This window comes from Pseudomonas sp. 9.2(2024) (genome assembly GCF_039695385.1).
GTDB lineage: Bacteria > Pseudomonadota > Gammaproteobacteria > Pseudomonadales > Pseudomonadaceae > Aquipseudomonas > Aquipseudomonas paraglycinae.
This window is the reverse complement of record NZ_CP155585.1, coordinates 3,969,408-3,987,038: the sequence shown is the minus strand read 5'-3', so window position 1 is coordinate 3,987,038 and position 17,631 is coordinate 3,969,408. Positions and strand designations below refer to the sequence as shown.

Annotated in this window: 15 protein-coding genes; 9 read left to right on the top strand and 6 right to left on the bottom strand. The window is 61.3% G+C overall.

From position 1 onward, the window contains the following. Window positions 1-228 precede the first annotated feature (228 nt). The gene (acnB, locus tag ABFB52_RS17800) at window positions 229-2,838 is read right to left on the bottom strand and encodes a bifunctional aconitate hydratase 2/2-methylisocitrate dehydratase (protein WP_041475328.1); all 2,610 of its coding nucleotides are present in this window, start codon (window positions 2,836-2,838) and stop codon (window positions 229-231) included. Between the two features lie 468 nt (window positions 2,839-3,306). On the opposite strand from acnB, the gene ABFB52_RS17795 reads away from it, so the two are divergent. After that, window positions 3,307-3,777 carry a DUF1289 domain-containing protein gene (locus ABFB52_RS17795; protein ID WP_039767141.1) on the top strand — a complete coding sequence of 157 codons (471 nt, stop codon included), beginning with the start codon at window positions 3,307-3,309 and terminating at the stop codon, window positions 3,775-3,777. A 124-nt stretch (window positions 3,778-3,901) separates the two neighbouring features. Here the strand turns inward: ABFB52_RS17795 and ABFB52_RS17790 are convergent, their stop codons facing one another. Continuing rightward, window positions 3,902-4,765 carry a universal stress protein gene (locus tag ABFB52_RS17790; protein ID WP_007958823.1) on the bottom strand — a complete coding sequence of 288 codons (864 nt, stop codon included), beginning with the start codon at window positions 4,763-4,765 and terminating at the stop codon, window positions 3,902-3,904. 159 nt (window positions 4,766-4,924) lie between these two features. Here ABFB52_RS17790 and miaE point away from each other — a divergent pair, with 159 nt between their 5' ends. The 3 genes from miaE (at window position 4,925) to ABFB52_RS17775 (ending at window position 7,668) form a co-directional block, all read left to right on the top strand. Then, the gene (miaE, locus tag ABFB52_RS17785) at window positions 4,925-5,533 is read left to right on the top strand and encodes a tRNA isopentenyl-2-thiomethyl-A-37 hydroxylase MiaE (protein ID WP_129973162.1); all 609 of its coding nucleotides are present in this window, start codon (window positions 4,925-4,927) and stop codon (window positions 5,531-5,533) included. A gap of 140 nt (window positions 5,534-5,673) precedes the next feature. Beyond that, window positions 5,674-6,381, top strand: coding sequence for a response regulator (locus ABFB52_RS17780; RefSeq protein ID WP_085746108.1), 708 nt, complete (start codon window positions 5,674-5,676; stop codon window positions 6,379-6,381). Next, window positions 6,382-7,668, top strand: a complete 1,287-nt coding sequence (locus tag ABFB52_RS17775) for an ATP-binding protein (RefSeq protein WP_129973163.1) — start codon at window positions 6,382-6,384, stop codon at window positions 7,666-7,668. It abuts the gene before it with no gap. Between the two features lie 33 nt (window positions 7,669-7,701). Here the strand turns inward: ABFB52_RS17775 and ABFB52_RS17770 are convergent, their stop codons facing one another. Together ABFB52_RS17770 and moaA are read right to left on the bottom strand one after the other, a co-directional pair. Next, the gene (locus tag ABFB52_RS17770) at window positions 7,702-8,601 is read right to left on the bottom strand and encodes a bestrophin family protein (protein WP_129973164.1); all 900 of its coding nucleotides are present in this window, start codon (window positions 8,599-8,601) and stop codon (window positions 7,702-7,704) included. A 29-nt stretch (window positions 8,602-8,630) separates the two neighbouring features. Continuing rightward, the gene (gene moaA / locus ABFB52_RS17765) at window positions 8,631-9,629 is read right to left on the bottom strand and encodes a GTP 3',8-cyclase MoaA (RefSeq protein ID WP_129973165.1); all 999 of its coding nucleotides are present in this window, start codon (window positions 9,627-9,629) and stop codon (window positions 8,631-8,633) included. A gap of 357 nt (window positions 9,630-9,986) precedes the next feature. Here moaA and ABFB52_RS17760 point away from each other — a divergent pair, with 357 nt between their 5' ends. The 4 genes from ABFB52_RS17760 to ABFB52_RS17745 all read left to right on the top strand — a co-directional run bounded on the left by ABFB52_RS17760 (window position 9,987) and on the right by ABFB52_RS17745 (window position 15,012). Beyond that, complete coding sequence (locus ABFB52_RS17760; RefSeq protein ID WP_102687027.1) at window positions 9,987-12,311, top strand: FdhF/YdeP family oxidoreductase; 2,325 nt, start codon at window positions 9,987-9,989, stop codon at window positions 12,309-12,311. Window positions 12,312-12,420: 109 nt separating this feature from the next. Beyond that, window positions 12,421-13,836: a cytochrome ubiquinol oxidase subunit I gene (locus ABFB52_RS17755; protein WP_129973166.1), complete on the top strand. Its 1,416-nt coding sequence runs from the start codon at window positions 12,421-12,423 to the stop codon at window positions 13,834-13,836. A gap of 17 nt (window positions 13,837-13,853) precedes the next feature. After that, window positions 13,854-14,870 (top strand): cytochrome d ubiquinol oxidase subunit II, encoded by a 1,017-nt coding sequence (gene cydB, locus ABFB52_RS17750; protein ID WP_129973167.1) that lies wholly within the window; start codon window positions 13,854-13,856, stop codon window positions 14,868-14,870. Continuing rightward, the gene (locus tag ABFB52_RS17745) at window positions 14,857-15,012 is read left to right on the top strand and encodes a DUF2474 domain-containing protein (protein WP_102687029.1); all 156 of its coding nucleotides are present in this window, start codon (window positions 14,857-14,859) and stop codon (window positions 15,010-15,012) included. The genes cydB and ABFB52_RS17745 overlap by 14 nt, the downstream gene beginning before the upstream one ends. Window positions 15,013-15,058: 46 nt before the next feature. Here the strand turns inward: ABFB52_RS17745 and ABFB52_RS17740 are convergent, their stop codons facing one another. After that, window positions 15,059-15,910 carry a CAP domain-containing protein gene (locus ABFB52_RS17740; RefSeq protein WP_102687030.1) on the bottom strand — a complete coding sequence of 284 codons (852 nt, stop codon included), beginning with the start codon at window positions 15,908-15,910 and terminating at the stop codon, window positions 15,059-15,061. Between the two features lie 199 nt (window positions 15,911-16,109). Here ABFB52_RS17740 and ABFB52_RS17735 point away from each other — a divergent pair, with 199 nt between their 5' ends. Then, window positions 16,110-16,730 (top strand): cell wall hydrolase, encoded by a 621-nt coding sequence (locus ABFB52_RS17735; RefSeq protein ID WP_085746115.1) that lies wholly within the window; start codon window positions 16,110-16,112, stop codon window positions 16,728-16,730. Here the strand turns inward: ABFB52_RS17735 and ABFB52_RS17730 are convergent. After that, window positions 16,727-17,614 (bottom strand): LysR family transcriptional regulator, encoded by an 888-nt coding sequence (locus tag ABFB52_RS17730; protein WP_102717605.1) that lies wholly within the window; start codon window positions 17,612-17,614, stop codon window positions 16,727-16,729. The genes ABFB52_RS17735 and ABFB52_RS17730 overlap by 4 nt on opposite strands. Window positions 17,615-17,631 lie beyond the last annotated feature (17 nt).

Here is a 17,631-nt window from a genome sequence, read left to right as displayed (position 1 = left end):
GTGCCTGTATGGTTTGTGGTTGATCGTTCCCACGTCGAGGCGTCGAACCGTCTGCGTGGGAATGCCTCTTGTGACGCTCTGCGTCACGGTTCGGGACGCAGAGCGTCCTTGGCTGCATTACCACGCGGAGCGTGGGAACGATCAACGCGGGGATAGGCCTTACTCGGTAGGCATAAAAAAAACGCCGCTCATCTCGCGATGGGCGGCGTTTTTCATTGCGTTGCAGCGTTAGGCTTGAACGACAGGGATCTTGGCGTTCGCAGCAGCTTCACGGAACTCGGCAATCTGATCGAAGGACAGGTAGCGGTAAACGTCGGCCGCCATGCTGTCGATCTTGCCAGCGTACTCCATGTACTCCTCGACGGTCGGCAGGCGACCCAGGATCGAAGCAACGGACGCCAGCTCAGCCGAAGCGAGGTAGACGTTCGCGCCGTCGCCCAGACGGTTCGGGAAGTTACGGGTCGAAGTCGACACCACGGTGCTGTTCGGCTCAACGCGTGCCTGGTTACCCATGCACAGCGAGCAGCCTGGCATTTCCATGCGGGCGCCGGCCTTGCCGTAGATGCCGTAGTAGCCTTCTTCGGTCAGTTGGTGAGCGTCCATCTTGGTCGGCGGCGACAGCCACAGACGGGTTGGCAGCTGACCCTTGACCTGATCCAGCAGCTTACCGGCAGCGCGGAAGTGACCGATGTTGGTCATGCACGAACCGATGAACACTTCGTCGATCTTCTCGCCAGCAACGCTGGACAGGAGACGGGCGTCGTCCGGGTCGTTCGGCGCGCACAGTACCGGTTCGCTGATGTCGGCCAGATCGATTTCGATGACTTCGGCGTACTCGGCGTCGGCATCGGCTTCCATCAGTTGCGGGTTGGCGATCCAGGCTTCCATCGCTTGGGCACGACGCTCCAGGGTACGCGCATCGCCGTAGCCTTCGCCGATCATCCAGCGCAGCAGGGTGATGTTGGACTGCAGGTACTCGGTGATCGACTCTTTCGACAGCTTGATGGTGCAACCGGCAGCCGAACGTTCGGCCGAGGCGTCGGACAGTTCGAACGCCTGTTCCAGGGTCAGACCTTCCAGGCCTTCGATTTCCAGGATGCGGCCGGAGAAGGCGTTTTTCTTGCCTTTCTTCTCGACGGTCAGCAGACCGTTCTGGATGGCGAAGTAAGGAATGGCATGAACCAAGTCACGCAGGGTGATGCCAGGTTTCATTTTGCCTTTGAAGCGCACCAGGATCGATTCCGGCATGTCCAGCGGCATGACGCCGGTGGCAGCGGCGAACGCGACCAGACCGGAACCGGCCGGGAACGAGATGCCCATCGGGAAACGGGTGTGCGAGTCACCACCGGTACCGACGGTGTCCGGCAGCAGCATGCGGTTCAGCCACGAGTGGATGATGCCGTCGCCCGGACGCAGGGAAACACCGCCGCGGGTCATGATGAAGTCAGGCAGGGTGTGGTGGGTGGTTACGTCGATCGGCTTCGGATAAGCCGCGGTGTGGCAGAAGGACTGCATCACCAGATCAGCGGAGAAGCCCAGGCACGCCAGGTCTTTCAGTTCGTCACGGGTCATTGGACCGGTGGTGTCCTGAGAACCTACGGTGGTCATCTTCGGTTCGCAGTAGGTGCCAGGACGAACGCCTTTGCCTTCTGCCAGACCGCAAGCCTTGCCGACCATTTTCTGCGCCAGGGTGAAGCCCTTGGTGCTTTCAGCCGGTGCTTCCGGCTTCTTGAACAGGTCGAACGCTGGCAGACCCAGTTCGGCGCGAGCCTTCTCGGTCAGGCCACGGCCGATGATCAGCGGGATACGGCCGCCGGCGCGGACTTCGTCCAGCAGGACCGGGGTCTTCATTTCGAAGGTGGTGATGACTTCGTCGGTACCGTGCTTGCAGACTTTGCCTGCGTGCGGGTACAGGTCGATCACGTCGCCCATGTTCATGTTCGATACGTCGAACTCGATTGGCAGTGCGCCGGCATCTTCCATGGTGTTGTAGAAGATCGGAGCGATTTTGCTGCCGAAGCAGAAACCGCCAGCGCGCTTGTTCGGCACGTAAGGGATGTCGTCGCCGAAGAACCACAGCACCGAGTTGGTCGCCGATTTACGCGAGGAACCGGTACCGACCACGTCACCGACGTAGGCGATAGGGAAGCCCTGGCCGCGCATTTCTTCGATCTGCTTCATCGGGCCGGTCTTGCCTTGCTCGTCCGGAACGATGCCGTCACGGGCCATTTTCAGCATGGCCAGGGCGTGCAGCGGGATGTCGGGACGCGACCAGGCGTCTGGAGCAGGGGACAGGTCGTCGGTGTTGGTTTCGCCGGTCACCTTGAAGACGCGCAGGCTGATCTTGTCGGCCAGCACAGGGCGCTTCTTGAACCACTCGCCGTCAGCCCAGGATTGCAGCACGGCCTTGGCGTGAACGTTGCCGTTCTTGGCTTTTTCAGCCACGTCGTGGAAGGCATCGAACATCAGCAGGGTGTGCTTGAGTTCTTCGGCGGCCACTGGTGCCAGCTCGGCGTCGTCCAGCAGTTCAACCAGGGTCACGATGTTGTAGCCGCCCTGCATGGTGCCGAGCAGTTCTACAGCGCGTTTCTTGTCCAGCAGAGGGGAGGAGACTTCGCCCTTGGCCAGTGCGGAGAGGAAACCGGCCTTGACGTAGGCGGCTTCGTCCACTCCTGGTGGTACGCGATTGGTGATCAGGTCAACGAGGAAAGCTTCTTCGCCAGCCGGAGGATTCTTCAGCAGCTCGACCAGGCCTGCAGTTTGTTCGGCGTTAAGCGGCTGGGGAACGATACCCAGGGCTGCACGCTCTTCGATATGTTTGCGGTAGGCTTCAAGCACAGTTATTACCCTCATCAGTGGTCCCAAATGGGTGTCCGGGACGCTCATCCCGAAATGCTCGTACTCATGCGCTGCGTGGCGTTGTGGGCCGCTTAGCCAGAATTACCGGGCATTCCTTACAGAAGCTGCTTTCAAAGTTTTACGCCTGCAGAACGGGGAGCTGATGAGGGTTGGCGTTGGGCTTTTCCCCGCTGGAAAAACCCTACGCCAACACCGCTCTGAAGGAACGACTGTGCTCGTGACGCTTTGAAAACAGCTTCTAACGGACATTGGCGCCTAAAAAGGCTGGCTGATTCTACGGCAAAAAAAATTTAAAGGTAAGTCGCGCTCTATTGGACTTTGGTTGCGTTGTGCGCGGCTCGGGCAAACCTTGATCCAGCGCTTGCCCCTGACGTTTGAGGGGTGATGAATGGCGGACAAAGGGCTAACATGCCGACCTGTTCCGCGTTTCAAGTGTTCTGCCCATTTATGCCCAATCAGACCATCAAGACCCCCTGCGTCGGCCTCTGCTCCACCGTTTACGGTGATCTGGTGTGCCGTGGCTGCAAGCGTTTCCACCACGAAGTGATCCATTGGAACGGTTACAACGAGGAAGAAAAGCGTGCGGTGTGGCTGCGTCTTGAGCAATTGCTGTCACAAGTGATGGCGAGCAAGGTCGAGGTCTTCGACCCGGCGCGCCTGCGTCTGCAACTGGAACAGCGCAAGATCCGCTTCGTGCCGCATCAGTCGGAATATTGCTGGGCTTATCAACTGATCGCCCGGGGCGCGCGGGTGATCATTAATCTGGAAGCCTACGGAATGGTATTGCTGCCGGAGTTTCGCGACTGGAACCTGCCGGAACTGCGCGATGCCATTGATCGGGAATTTTTCCTGCTGTCGGAAGCGCACTATCAGCGCTACATCGCACCCGGTTTCCTCAAGGACGCCCTCGGCGACTGACCTATTGCTATCGCTGGCAAGCCAGCTCCCACAATAATGGTGTAAAGCTCTCCCTGGAGTGCACACCTAAGTCCCTGTGGGAGCTGGCTTGCCAGCGATAACGGCCTTACAGGCGCCCTAATACTTAATGCTTCACCGCCAACTCCACCAAATGGTCTTCAACCTCTTGGGGTTTGAGCACCAGCACATCACTCTCCAATTGATCCAGCACCTGTTCGGCCGTATTGCCGATCAACGCCCCCGACACACCGCTGCGCGCCACGGTGCCAATCACCGTCACCGCCGCCTGCAGCTTGTGCGCCATGAACGGAATCAACACATCCGCCGGGCCTTCCTCGACGTGCAGGTGAGCGTCATCGATGTCGAATTCAGCCTGAAACGCCCGGCATTGTTCGCGATAGCGCGCCTCGATGGTTTCCTTGAGCTGGAACGTCGGGTCGGCCGCCGACAGCATCGGTGACGGATGAGCGGTAATCACGTGCAGATGCCCCTTGGCCAGGCTGGCAATGTCGAACCCATGGTCGATGATCGTGGTGTGCAGATGACGGTGTTCGCCATCGGCATTGCCCACGTCGACCGCTGCCAGAATCACTTTGTCCTTCCACGAACCGGCGGTTTTCACCAGCAGCACGGGAGTAGGGCAGTGGCGCAGCAGTTTCCAGTCCGCCGGGGTCAGCAGGGCCTTCTTCAACGAGCTGTCGGGGAAGTGCTGCTTGATCACCAGTCCGCAGCCTTCGGCCTGCTGCACGTCGATGATGGTTTCGTGCAGGCTCTCGTTCCACGCCTGTTCGGTGGTGACGCTGTAGCCGTCCGCCAAAAGCGCGGCCTTGAGCACGCTGAGCATGCCGGCGTGATCGTGCTTCTTGTCGCAGACCAGCAGGTGCAGATGGGCCTGGGTCACCCCGGCGATCAGCTTGGCGCGCTTGAGCGCCAGGCTTTCCGCGTGTTCAGGTTCAATGACCACCAGAATGCTGCGAATGGCTTGCATGAGTGAGTCTCCAGCAATGAAAAGGCACGGCGTTGCACAACTATAGTTGCTGCGCATCCGTCTGCGACTTGATGCATATCAACGCAGGCCGCTGGTGGTCTGCGGGCAGGCCGGTATAATCGGCGCCCTTCGCTCGAACACCTTTTGACCGTGAGCCCCATGATCCTTCCCGAAATCCACGAATTCCTTGGTTGCCGCACGCCTGACGCCTGGGTTGAAGCCGCGCTGGCCGATCAGGAAACCCTGCTGATTGACCACAAGAACTGCGAGTTCAAGGCCGCCAGCACCGCGTTGAGCCTGATCGCCAAGTACCATTCCCACGTCGATCTGATCAACATGATGTCGCGTCTGGCCCGGGAAGAACTGGTGCACCACGAGCAGGTGATGCGCATCATGAAGCGACGCAAGATCGAACTGCGCCAGCTGCACGCCGGCCGTTATGCCTCGAGCCTGCGCAAAGTGGTGCGCAGCCACGAACCGGTGAAACTGGTCGACACCCTGGTGGTCGGCGCCTTTATCGAAGCGCGCAGTTGCGAGCGATTCGAAGCGCTGGTGCCGCATCTGGACGAAGAACTCGGCAAGTTCTACTTCGGCCTGCTGAAAAGCGAGGCCCGGCATTTCCAGGGCTACCTGAAACTGGCTTACCAGTACGGCGACGCCAAGGACATCGCTCAGGTGATCGAGAGAGTCCGCGCCGCCGAGCAGGACCTGATCGAGTCGCCGGACGAGGAATTCCGTTTCCACAGCGGTGTACCCGTTGTGGCATGAATTGTTAAAAACTCTTAAGAGTATGAAACATCAACGAAAACCGGCCCAAGTGGCCGGTTTTTGCTGCCTGCGATAAACGTCTCGCCATTGAATGCCCGCATAATGTTGCCCACTTCACAAAGCGGTTGGCGGCGGTTGTTATGGATAACCTGGGTTTTGGCAGAGTCCTGCTGGTGGAAGACGATGAGCGGCTGGCCACGCTGATCGCTCACTTTCTCGAACAACACGGCTACGAGGTTCGCACGGTGCATCGCGGCGATCTGGCCGTGGCCGCGTTTCTCGAATTCAAGCCCAAAGTGGTGGTGCTCGACCTGATGCTGCCGGGGCAGAGCGGCCTGCACGTGTGCCGGGAAATCCGCAGCGTGTCGGACACACCGATTGTTATTCTGACGGCCAAGGAAGATGACCTCGACCATATTCTGGGCCTCGAGTCCGGGGCCGACGACTACGTGATCAAACCGATCAAGCCACCTGTTTTGCTCGCGCGCCTGCGTGCCTTGCAACGCCGGCAAGTACCGGAAAGCGGCGTAGTGAGTTCGCTGGAGTTCGGCAATCTGATCATCGACCGCAGTTGCCGCGAAGTGCGTCTGGCGGGTGAGCTGATCGAACTGACCACCATGGAATTCGAGCTGCTGTGGCTGCTGGCCAGCGCCGCCGGCAAGATCCTGTCGCGCGATGACATTCTCAACCGCATGCGCGGCATCGCCTTCGATGGCCTCAATCGCAGCGTCGACGTGTACATCAGCAAGTTGCGCAACAAACTCAAGGACAACCCTCGCGAGCCGGTCTGCATCAAGACCGTGTGGGGCAAGGGTTATCTGTTCAATCCGTTCGCGTGGGAGTTGTAGATGCTGCGGTTATTTCTCGGGCTGTTTCTGGTGATGACCGTCGGGCTGGTGGCGGCGCTGCAAACCGTCGAGCACACCTTCAACGCTTTGCTCGACAACCAGATGCAGGCCTACAACCGTGAGGCGGTTCGCGGCCAAGCGTGGTCGCTGGTCGAACACATGCGCGACCAGCAGGGCGCGGCGCGCGAGGCGCAACTGGAAGCCTTGCGGCCGCACTACGGGCTCACGCTGAGCCTGGTCGAGGCTGACCAGTTGAAACTCAACGATCAGGAAAAAGCCGAACTGGCCCAGGATGTGTTGGTGATCCGCGATGACTACACCCAGTTCATCAGCAATATCGACGGTGGTTCGCAGTTGCTCAGCATCAAGCTGCCGCCCGAGCCGAGCCTGATGCCGTTCTACATTGCCGGGGCCTATATGATGTTGGCGGTGCTGCTCGGCATCGTTTTGTACTTCTGGGTTCGCCCGCACTGGCGCGATCTGGAAAAACTGCGCCTGGCCGCCGAGCGCTTCGGCGACAACGACCTCTCGGTGCGGATCCAGCTGTCCAAACGTTCCAACATCCGCGACCTCGCCGGTCACTTCAACCTGATGGCGGCGCGCATCGAAGGCCTGATCGCCAATCAGCGCGAACTGACCAACGCGGTCTCCCACGAACTGCGCACGCCGATTGCCCGGTTGTCGTTCGAACTCGACCAGCTCAAGCAACAACCGGACGCCAGCCAGAACCGCGAACTGATCGCCGACATGTACGCCGACCTCGGCGAGCTGGAAGAAATGGTCTCCGAGCTGCTGACCTACGCCAGCCTCGAACGCGGCGCGACGGTGATCACCCGCGAAAACATTCAGGCTGCCAACTGGCTCGACAGCGTGGTCGGCAGCGTGGCGCTGGAAGCCGAGGCCGCCGGGGTGCAGCTGTTGATCGTAGATTGCCGGGTCGATGAAGTGCGGATCGAACCGCGGTTCATGGCGCGTGCGGTGATCAATCTGCTGCGCAATGCCATTCGTTATGCCGAGCAGCGGGTCGAAGTGTCGCTGGTGCGCATCGGCGATCAGTACGAAGTTCAGGTCAACGACGACGGGCCGGGTGTGCCGCTGGCAGGCCGGGAGAAAATCTTCGAACCGTTCTCGCGCCTGGACGCCAGCCGCGACCGCCGCACGGGCGGCTTCGGCCTCGGTCTGGCGCTGGTGCGGCGGGTGTCGCAATCCCATGGCGGGCAGGTCGAGGTCGGCGATTCGCCGTGGGGCGGCGCGTCGTTTCGCATGACCTGGGCGCATCTGGATTGATGAGTCTCCCTCCCCGGAAGGGGAGGCAGTCGATTAACTGAGCACGTAGTCCACCGGTTTCAGCGCCGGCGGCAACGGCTCAGTCCCCAGCTCCGAGAGAATATCCCGCTCGATACCCCGCACCAGCGCATCGGTCGGCAAATCGTTTTCATCCCGGCCGAACGGGTCCTCCAGCTCATCGGCAATCGCATCCAGCCCGAAGAAGGTGTAGCTGACAATCGCCGTGAACAGCGGCGTCAGCCAGCCCAGCGGTTCTGCCATGGCGAACGGCAGCAGGATGCAGAACAGGTAAATCGTGCGGTGCAGCAGCAAAGTGTAGGGGAAGGGCAGCGGCGTGTTCTTGATCCGCTCACACACGGCCTGCGCCTGGGTCAGGCTGGTCAGGTGATTGGCCAGCAGCATGTAGCGCCATTCGCTGAGATCGCCTGATTCGTGCAGATCGGAGCATTGCTGACCCACCGTCTGCAGGATGCGCCCGCTGTAATCCGGCACCTGCGCATCGTGCTGCGGGGTGATCCATTGGGCGCTGGCGGCGGCTTCGTCTTCCCGGCGCAACCGCGCATTCAGTGCATGGGCGAAACCAGCGAGGTTGAGCAGCAACAGGCGACGCTGGGCCGATTCGCGGATCACGTGAGTTTCGCGGATTACCGAGCGCACATGAACGATCACTTCGCCCCAGGCCTTGCGCGCTTCGTACCAGCGGTCGTAGCAGGCGTTGTTGCGAAAATTCATGAAGATCGAGAGCGACAGGCCGAGCAGGGTGAACGGCGTGGCATTGACCTTGGTGAAGTTGCTCGGGTGGAGCATTTCCACCAGCACGATGGCCGACGCCAGCAGCGTGACCATCAGGGCGCGCAGGGCGATGCGCTTGGCAATCGAGCCCTTGAGGGTGAAGAGAATGGCGAATTGATTGACCTTGGGTCGGATGATCATGCGGCTCTCTGCCTTGAAAACGTGGCGGATCAACCGCCGGTCATGTTCATGAAACGCACCACTTGCACGTCGTCGTTCACTTCAAAGTTGTGCCGGTAAGGCTTGAGTTTCATCGCTTCAATGATGGCTTTCTCCAGCCGTTCCGGTTGGCCTGGATGGGCGCGCAGTACCGCCTTCAAGTCCACCGAATGCTCGTTCCCCAGACACAGTAGCAAACGCCCCTCGACGGTCAGACGCACCCGGTTGCAGGTGCCGCAGAAGTTGTGGCTGTGGGGGGAGATGAACCCCAGCCGGATGTGCGGCGCTTCCGCCAGCCGCCAGTAGCGCGACGGGCCCTGAGTCGACTCAGCGGAGTCGATCAGGGTGTAGCGCTCGGCGATCTTTTCGCGCACCTGGGTGCTGGAAAAGAACGACTCGGCGCGGCTGTGTTCGCTGATGATCCCCAGCGGCATTTCCTCGATGAAGGAAATGTCCAGATCCCGTTCGATGGCGAACTGCACCAGATCGTTGATCTCGTGATCGTTGCGGCCCTGCATCACCACGCAGTTGAGTTTAGTGCGGGTAAATCCGGCGGCGCGGGCGGCGTCGATGCCGTCGATCACCTGGGCCAGGTCACCGGTGCGGGTCATCTGCTTGAAGCGCGTGGCATCGAGGCTGTCGAGGCTGACGTTGAGGCGTTTGACCCCGGCGTCGAACAGCGGACTGGCGAGTTTGTCGAGCTGCGAGCCGTTGGTGGTCAGGCACAGTTCGCGCAGGCCGGGCAGGGCGGCGATCTGCTTGCACAAGCCGACGACGCCGGGGCGAATCAGCGGCTCGCCACCGGTCAGGCGGATCTTGCGGGTGCCCAGCGCAACGAAGCCCTGCGCCAGTTGATAGATCTCCTCCAGCGTCAGCACCCGTTGGCGCGGCAGGAACTGCATGTCTTCGGCCATGCAATACACGCAGCGAAAGTCGCAGCGGTCGGTGACCGACATGCGCAGGTAGTCGACGCGGCGGTTGTAACCATCGATCAAGACGCGCTCTGACATGACAGCCTCGCTTGGGTGAAATCCGCTATTGAAGGGATTGGGTCGGCGCAGGTTATGAGCAACTTGAGACAGCGTCCAATCACTCTTAATGACCGGCCGATTGATGCTGTCGATGATGAAATAATTATTCCGGGTTTATCGCTTGTTAGTTTTGCAAGTGCCCGTATTTAAAGGGTTTAACGCCGTGATAGATGCTTTCGATAACGCAGTCATTAATAGCGATTAGACAAGTTTTTGCAGCGGTTCCTATCCTTGGCCCCGTCAAACGAAACGACCGCTCTTTTAACTTGAAAGTCAGTCGTCGCTGTTTAAACCCGATCAGGTTTTTGCCTGTGTGCATCGTCATGGAGAAGTCCCATGTCACAAGTCGACCGTTACAAACCCTACAAGGGCGCCGCTGCGGGTTGGGGCGCTGTCATCAGCCTCACCAAGAACTGGTTGGGCAGTGAAAACGCCCTGAAAAACATCCGCGCCATGCTCAAGACCAACCAGAACGGCGGCTTCGACTGCCCCGGTTGCGCCTGGGGTGAAGCACCCGGCGCGAGCATGCTGAAGTTCTGCGAAAACGGCGCCAAGGCGGTGAACTGGGAAGCCACCGGCCGCCTGGTCGATCCGGCGTTCTTCAACAAGTACACGGTCTCGACCCTGGCCGAACAAAGCGATTACTGGCTCGAATACCAGGGCCGGATCACCCATCCGATGCGCTACGACGCGCGGGTCGACCGCTATGTGGAAACTACCTGGGACGATGCCTTCGCGCTGATCGCCAAGCACCTCAAAGGCCTGAAATCGCCTCACGAGGCCGAGTTCTACACCTCGGGTCGTGCCAGCAACGAAGCGGCGTTTCTCTATCAGTTGTTCGTCCGCGCCTATGGCACCAACAACTTCCCGGACTGCTCGAACATGTGCCACGAAGCCAGCGCGGTGAGCATGGGCGAGAGCCTGGGCGTCGGCAAAGGCACGGTGGTCTATGAAGACCTGCACCACGCCGACGCGATTTTCGTGATCGGCCAGAACCCCGGCACCAACCACCCGCGCATGCTCGAACCGCTGCGCGAAGCGGTGAAGCGTGGCGCGCAGGTGGTGTGTATCAACCCGCTGAAGGAGCGTGGGCTGGAGCGTTTCCAGAACCCGCAAAACCCGATCGAGATGCTCAGCAACGGCTGGGAAGCGACCAACACCGCGTACTTCCGCCCAGCCTTGGGCGGCGACATGGCGATGATTCGCGGCATGGCCAAATTCCTGCTGGAGTGGGAGCGCGAAGCCCAGGCCATCGGCGGCGAACCGGTGTTCGATCACGCCTTTATTGCCGAGCACACGTCGGGCCTCGACAGCTACCTGGCCGAAGTCGATGCCACGAGCTGGGAGCATATCGTCGAGCAGTCCGGCGTGCCGCTGCATGACATCGAACTGGCCGCGCGCATGTATGCCCGGGCCAAGAGCGTGATCATGTGCTGGGCCATGGGCCTGACCCAACACGTGCACTCGGTGCCGACCCTGCAGGAAGTCATCAACCTGCAACTGCTGCGCGGCAATGTCGGCCGTCCGGGTGCCGGGCTGTCGCCGGTGCGCGGCCACAGTAACGTGCAGGGCGACCGCACCATGGGCATCAACGAACTGGCCCCGACCGAGCTGATGGACGCCCTGGAAAAACGCTTCAACTTCAAAGTGCCGCGGATGCACGGCCACAACACGGTCATGGCGATTGGTGCCATGGAACGTGGCGAAGCCAAGGTGTTTATCGGGCTCGGCGGCAACTTCGCTCAAGCTACGCCGGACACCCCGCGCACCCACGCCGCGATGCGCAAACTCGACCTGAGCGTGCATATCTCGACCAAACTCAACCGCAGCCATCTGGTGACCGGGCGTGATGCGTTGATTCTGCCGTGCCTCGGCCGTACCGACATCGACGTCCAGGCCGAAGGCCCGCAAGGCGTGACGGTGGAAGACACCTTCAGCATGGTGCACTTGTCGTTCGGCCAACTGAAGCCGAAGTCGGCCCATCTGAAATCCGAGCCGGCGATCATTGCCGGGATCGCCGCCGCCACTTTGGGCAAGCACCCGATCGACTGGGAATGGGCGGTGGGCGACTATGGGCGCATCCGCAACCTGATCGCCGACGTGATTCCGGGCTTCGAGAATTTCAACGAGAAGCTGCTGATCCCGGGTGGTTTCCACCTCGGCAACAACGCTTCCGACCGGATCTGGAAAACCGAATCCGGCAAGGCCCAGTTCACCCCGTGTGTGCTGCCGGAACATCTGATCAGCGAAGGCGTGCGCAACCTGCCGGTCAAACCGCATCTGATCCTGCAAACCATGCGTTCTCACGATCAGTACAACACCACGCTGTACGGCCTCGACGACCGTTATCGCGGTGTATACGGGATGCGCGACGTGGTGTTCGCCAACGAGCAGGACATCCGCCGGCTCGGTTTTGAACCGGGACAGAAGGTTGATCTGGTAGCGCTGTGGGATGACGAGCGTGAGCGTCGGGTCAGCGGTTTCACCCTGATCGCCTACGACATTCCGGCCGGGCAGGCTGCCGCGTACTACCCGGAAACCAATCCGCTGGTGCCGCTGGAAAGCTACGGTGACCGCACCTACACACCGACCTCCAAGTTCGTGGCGATCCGCCTCGAAGCGGCCGAGGCGAGCAACCTGATCCCGTCGTCGGTGGCGTAGCCGACTCACGCGATCCAACCCTTTTGCATTTTGACTGGCTGCAGGCGTTCGCGCCTGGCGGTGGCCCGGCCGTGTGCTGCCGCTTTTCAGCCTGGATGAGGACATCATCATGTTCAACCTGGAGGCACTGGACCTGGCGCGAATTCAATTCGCGTTCACGGTTTCGTTCCACATCATTTTCCCGGCGATCACCATTGGTCTCGCGAGTTTCCTGGCGGTGCTCGAAGGCCTGTGGCTGAAAACCCGTAACGACACTTACCGCGATCTCTACCACTTCTGGTCGAAGATCTTCGCCGTCAACTTCGGCATGGGCGTGGTCTCGGGGCTGGTCATGGCGTACCAGTTCGGCACCAACTGGAGCGGATTCTCTGACTTTGCCGGCAGCGTCACCGGGCCGTTGCTGACCTATGAAGTGCTGACCGCGTTCTTCCTCGAGGCCGGGTTCCTCGGGGTGATGCTGTTCGGCTGGAACCGCGTCGGCCGAGGGTTGCACTTCTTCGCCACGGTGATGGTCGCCATCGGCACGCTGATCTCGACCTTCTGGATTCTTGCCTCCAATAGCTGGATGCAGACTCCGCAAGGCTTCGAAATCGTTGACGGTCGAGTGATGCCGCTGGACTGGCTGGCGATCGTGTTCAACCCGTCGTTTCCGTTCCGTCTGGCGCACATGGCGATTGCCGCATTCGTCGCCACGGCGTTCTTTGTCGGCGCTTCGGCGGCCTGGCATTTACTGCGTGGCAACGACACCCAACCGGTGCGCAAGATGTTCTCCATGGCGCTGTGGATGGCGCTGATCGTCGCGCCGATTCAAGCGGTGGTCGGTGACGCCCATGGCTTGAACACTCTGGAACACCAACCGGCAAAAATCGCCGCCATCGAGGGCCACTGGGAAAACGCCGACAACGGGCCGACCCCGCTGGTGCTGTTCGGCATCCCGGACATGCAGGCGGAGAAAACCAAATACGCCATCGAGATTCCGTACCTCGGCAGCCTGATCCTCACCCACAGCCTCGACAAGCAGATCCCGGCACTCAAGAGCTTCCCGAAAGAAGACCGGCCGAATTCGACCGTGATTTTCTGGAGCTTCCGCGTGATGGCCGGGCTGGGCATGTTGATGATTCTGGTCGGCGTGCTGGGGCTGGCGTTGCGGCGCAATGGCAAGGTCTACCGCCATCGCGGCTTCCAGCGGCTGGTGCTGCTGATGGGGCCGAGCGGCCTGATCGCGCTGCTGGCGGGTTGGATCACCACCGAGGTCGGGCGTCAGCCGTGGGTGGTGTACGGCCTGATGCGAACCCATAACGCGGCGTCTCATCACTCGGTGGCGCAGATGAGCACCTCGCTGGCGCTGTTCGTTGTCATCTACTGCTCGGTGTTCACCGTGGGCATCGGCTACATGATGAAACTGGTGAGCAAGGGCCCGCAGCCGCACCACGAGCATCCGCCCGAAGGCACCCAGGTGCAGACCCCGCGCCGGCCACTGTCGGCGGTCACCGACAACCTCGAATCCGCGACCCGGATCCACTGAAAAAGGAGCGTTGAGTCATGGGTATTCAAGGTATCGATCTCTCGTTGATCTGGGGCGTGATCATTGCCTTCGGGGTAATGATGTACGTGATCATGGACGGCTTCGATCTGGGCCTCGGGATCCTGTTCCCGATGATCAGCGACGAGCAGGAACGCGACGTGATGATGAACACCGTCGCACCGGTCTGGGACGGCAACGAAACCTGGCTGGTGCTCGGCGGCGCGGCGTTGTACGGCGCGTTTCCGCTGGCTTACGGGGTGATTCTGGAGGCGCTGTATCTGCCGCTGATCTTCATGCTCGCGGGGCTGATTTTCCGCGGTGTGGCGTTCGAGTTTCGCTTCAAGGCGCCGGCTGAAAAACGTCATCTGTGGGACTGGGCGTTCATCGGCGGTTCGCTGCTGGCGACGTTCTCCCAGGGCGTGGTGATCGGCGCGTATGTGTCGGGGATTCCGGTGGTGGATCGGCAGTTCGCCGGTGGCGGTCTCGACTGGCTGGCGCCGTTCCCGCTGGTCTGCGGCGTCGGTCTGGTGATTGCTTACGCCTTGCTCGGCAGCACCTGGCTGCTGGTCAAGACCGAAGGCATGCTCGAATCGCGGATGCGTCACTACAGCCGTCCGCTGGCGTGGCTGCTGCTGGCGATGGTGGTGGTGATCGGCGTGTGGACGCTGCAACTGCACCCGGAACTGGCCGGCCGCTGGTTCAACCATGCGCACCTGACCGTGTTTGCCGGGCTGGTGGTATTGGCGGTGCTGGCGTTGTTCGGTCTGTTGCGCTCGCTGCGTCAGCGCCACACTCACTGGCCGTTCGTGTTCACCCTGGTGCTGATGTTCCTTGGTTACATCGGGCTGGCGCTGAGCATCTGGCCGAACATCATCCCGCCGTCGGTCAGCCTGTGGGCGGCGGCTTCACCGGCCACCAGCCAGCTGTTCGCCCTGATCGGCGCGCTGTTCATCCTGCCGGTGATCCTGATGTACACCTTCTGGAGCTACTACGTGTTCCGCGGCAAAGTGAGGATTGGCGATGGCTACCATTGATTCGCGTGAGGTGAAATCCAGCCCCTGGTACAAGCGTCTGGGCTGGCTGCTGCTGATCTGGTTGGGCAGCGTGGTCTCGCTGGCGGTAGTGGCGAGCCTGCTGAAGCTGGCGATGTATGCGGCGGGGATGAGAACCCACTGAAAACAAAAAAACCGGAGCCTGGCTCCGGTTTTTTATTGTGCGGGATTTACTCCCCGCCAAACATCGCAGTCCAGTAAATCCCGGCGCTGCTCTTCGGATCGACTGCGTAGGCAGCGCCCAGTTCGCGGTACTGCGGGTTCATCAGGTTGGCACAATGGCCGGGGCTGGCGAGCCAGCCGGCGACGACCTTCTGCACCGTGTCCTGCCCGGCGGCGATGTTCTCGCCGACCTGCTGGCCGCTGTATCCGGCCAGTTCGGCGCGGTCGCCGGGAGTGCCGCCGTTGCGGTCCTTGTGGTCGAAATAATTGTTGTTGGCCATCTCGCGGCTATGCTCCTGGGCAACGCCACCGAGCACCGAGTTCCACGCCAGCGGCGCTGTCGCTGCGAATGCCTGACTGCCGCACTGGCGCGGTTGGGCGCGGGCGGCGTTGAGTTGTTCGAGGAGTTTCTGGCCTTCCGCCTGACCGTCGCCGAGGCGGGCGGACAGCAGTGGTCGGGCGAGGGTGATGCGCCAGTCACGGTCGGCGCGACTGACGCCGATATCGACGAACTGCGGATCCAGCACCACCTGACAGAAACTCTCCTGAATCGCCTTCATCGCCGACGCCGCATCCCTTGGCCCGTTCAGGGTAATCGCCTGCACGTTGACCATCGGGTAGCGAGCGCTGGACATCGCCTGCTGCAAATCCACCACGCCGCTGGCCGGCAGAATCAGGCGCGGATCGGCCGACAGCGGCGGCAATTCGCTGGACGCCTGGCTGCCACAACGCTGCGGCTGGCTGCGGTAGCTGTTGATCGATTCGATCAATTGCGACTCGTCGGTGGCCATGGCCGAAGTGGCCAGCGCCAGGCCCACGGACAACGCGGCGAGTCGCAGAACGGATGGCATGAAGCGCATGGAAATCTCCCTTGGGCTGAGTGCGCACATCATGCGCGAAAGGGCCCCGGTTCGTGCAATGTCTTTTTCTTCACGACGCGGATTTTTCTGCGGAACGATGCCGTGAAAATTGCCGTCTACACTTCGCGAAGAGCCCGGGATCCGGGCGTCTCAACCACGTAACACTTTGCCCGCATCGGGCCCTGCCGGAAGAATGATCATGCAATTGAACGGGTTGCTTTGCTGTCTTGCGTTGACCTTGCTGAGCGGCGCGGCACTGGCCACCGATCAGGCACCGATCAAGGAAAAGGCCGAAGCGAAAGCCGAGGTTCTGGAAGAGAAGGCCGCCGACAAACCCGACGCGCCCCCGGCACCCAAATCCGAAGCCATCACCCCGACCGAAGCGCAGGCGGTCGACCCCGCTGGCGCCGCTCCGCTGGACGACCCGATCACCTGTCTGGCGCGCAGTATCTATTGGGAAGCCAAGGGCAAGGACAATGCCGACATGGAAGGCGTGGCCAGTGTGGTGATGAATCGCCTCGGGCATGACGGCTTTCCGGGCACGGTGTGCGAGGTGGTCAAGCAGGGCTCGGAAACCAAGAGCTGCCAGTTTTCCTGGTGGTGCGACGGGCGTCCGGATCAGGTCAAGGAAGATGCCGAATACGCGCTGGCCAAGGAAATCGCCGGCAAGGCGCTGAACCGCCAGCTCACCGACCGCACCCATGGCGCCCTGTATTTCCACGACCGCAACGTTCATCCAAGTTGGGCCAAGGAATACAGAAAAACCGCCGAGACCAGGAAATTTCTGTTCTACAAACCTGCTGGCGGGGATGCGCGTTAGGCGCAAACTTCGCGCACACAATGGCGCAACCAGCGGTGCGCCGGGTCGGCGTCCATGCGCGGGTGCCAGAGCATCGACACGCTGATGTCCGGCATCCGGAATGGCAGGGCGAAGCTGTGCAGGCCCGTGCGCAGTTTGCTGGTGTGACGTTCCGGAACGGTGGCGATCAGGTCCGACTCACGGACCAGCGTCAGCGCCGCCGAAAATCCGCCGAATGAAGTGACGATGTCCCGCGTCAGGCCTAAGGCGAGCAGCGCTTCGTCCACCGGTCCGCTGCTGCGCCCACGGCGTGACACCAGAATGTGCTGGCCCGAAGCGAAGCGTTTGGCGCTGATCTTTCCGCTGCTCAACGGATGCCCCTCACGCACCACGCCAATCCACTGATCGTGGAACAGGATGCGGCTGTGGAGCGTCGGGTCGGTGCTGTCGTCGACCACGCCGGTTTCCAGATCCACCCGGCCTACGCGCAGCAGCGTGCTGTCCTTGTCGGCTTTTTGCACAAAGCGCAGGCGCACGCCAGGCGCCTCTTCGGCGATGCGGGCGAGCAGGGCGGCGGCGAAGGTTTCGACAAAACCGTCGGTGTTGCGCAGGGTGAAGGTGCGCCGCAACTGGCCAGGATCGAGCACTTCTGCCGGGCGCAAAACCGCTTCGGCCTCCTGCACCAGATAACTGACCCGGTCGCGCAGCTCCAGCGCACGCGGGGTCGGCACCAGTCCGCGACCGGCGCGCACCAGCAGCGGATCGCCGGTGGTTTCCCGCAGCCGGGCCAGCGCCCGGCTCATGGCTGACGGACTCAAACGCAGGCGCTCGGCGGCGCGGGCGACGCTTCCTTCGCTCAGCAGCACGTCGAGGGTGATCAACAGGTTCAGATCCGGTGCATTCATGACGTGGCGTTCCATGC

What these genes read in the sequence shown, in the direction of transcription:
- ABFB52_RS17760 (WP_102687027.1), top strand. Translation starts at nt 9,987, where the DNA reads ATGTCACAAGTCGACCGTTACAAACCCTACAAGGGCGCCGCTGCGGGT.
- ABFB52_RS17735 (WP_085746115.1), top strand. Translation starts at nt 16,110, where the DNA reads ATGCAATTGAACGGGTTGCTTTGCTGTCTTGCGTTGACCTTGCTGAGC.
- ABFB52_RS17790 (WP_007958823.1), bottom strand. Translation starts at nt 4,765, where the DNA reads ATGCAAGCCATTCGCAGCATTCTGGTGGTCATTGAACCTGAACACGCG.
- ABFB52_RS17795 (WP_039767141.1), top strand. Translation starts at nt 3,307, where the DNA reads ATGCCCAATCAGACCATCAAGACCCCCTGCGTCGGCCTCTGCTCCACC.
- ABFB52_RS17730 (WP_102717605.1), bottom strand. Translation starts at nt 17,614, where the DNA reads ATGAATGCACCGGATCTGAACCTGTTGATCACCCTCGACGTGCTGCTG.
- ABFB52_RS17770 (WP_129973164.1), bottom strand. Translation starts at nt 8,601, where the DNA reads ATGATCATCCGACCCAAGGTCAATCAATTCGCCATTCTCTTCACCCTC.
- ABFB52_RS17780 (WP_085746108.1), top strand. Translation starts at nt 5,674, where the DNA reads ATGGATAACCTGGGTTTTGGCAGAGTCCTGCTGGTGGAAGACGATGAG.
- ABFB52_RS17755 (WP_129973166.1), top strand. Translation starts at nt 12,421, where the DNA reads ATGTTCAACCTGGAGGCACTGGACCTGGCGCGAATTCAATTCGCGTTC.
- ABFB52_RS17740 (WP_102687030.1), bottom strand. Translation starts at nt 15,910, where the DNA reads ATGCGCTTCATGCCATCCGTTCTGCGACTCGCCGCGTTGTCCGTGGGC.
- miaE (WP_129973162.1), top strand. Translation starts at nt 4,925, where the DNA reads ATGATCCTTCCCGAAATCCACGAATTCCTTGGTTGCCGCACGCCTGAC.
- moaA (WP_129973165.1), bottom strand. Translation starts at nt 9,629, where the DNA reads ATGTCAGAGCGCGTCTTGATCGATGGTTACAACCGCCGCGTCGACTAC.
- ABFB52_RS17745 (WP_102687029.1), top strand. Translation starts at nt 14,857, where the DNA reads ATGGCTACCATTGATTCGCGTGAGGTGAAATCCAGCCCCTGGTACAAG.
- cydB (WP_129973167.1), top strand. Translation starts at nt 13,854, where the DNA reads ATGGGTATTCAAGGTATCGATCTCTCGTTGATCTGGGGCGTGATCATT.
- ABFB52_RS17775 (WP_129973163.1), top strand. Translation starts at nt 6,382, where the DNA reads ATGCTGCGGTTATTTCTCGGGCTGTTTCTGGTGATGACCGTCGGGCTG.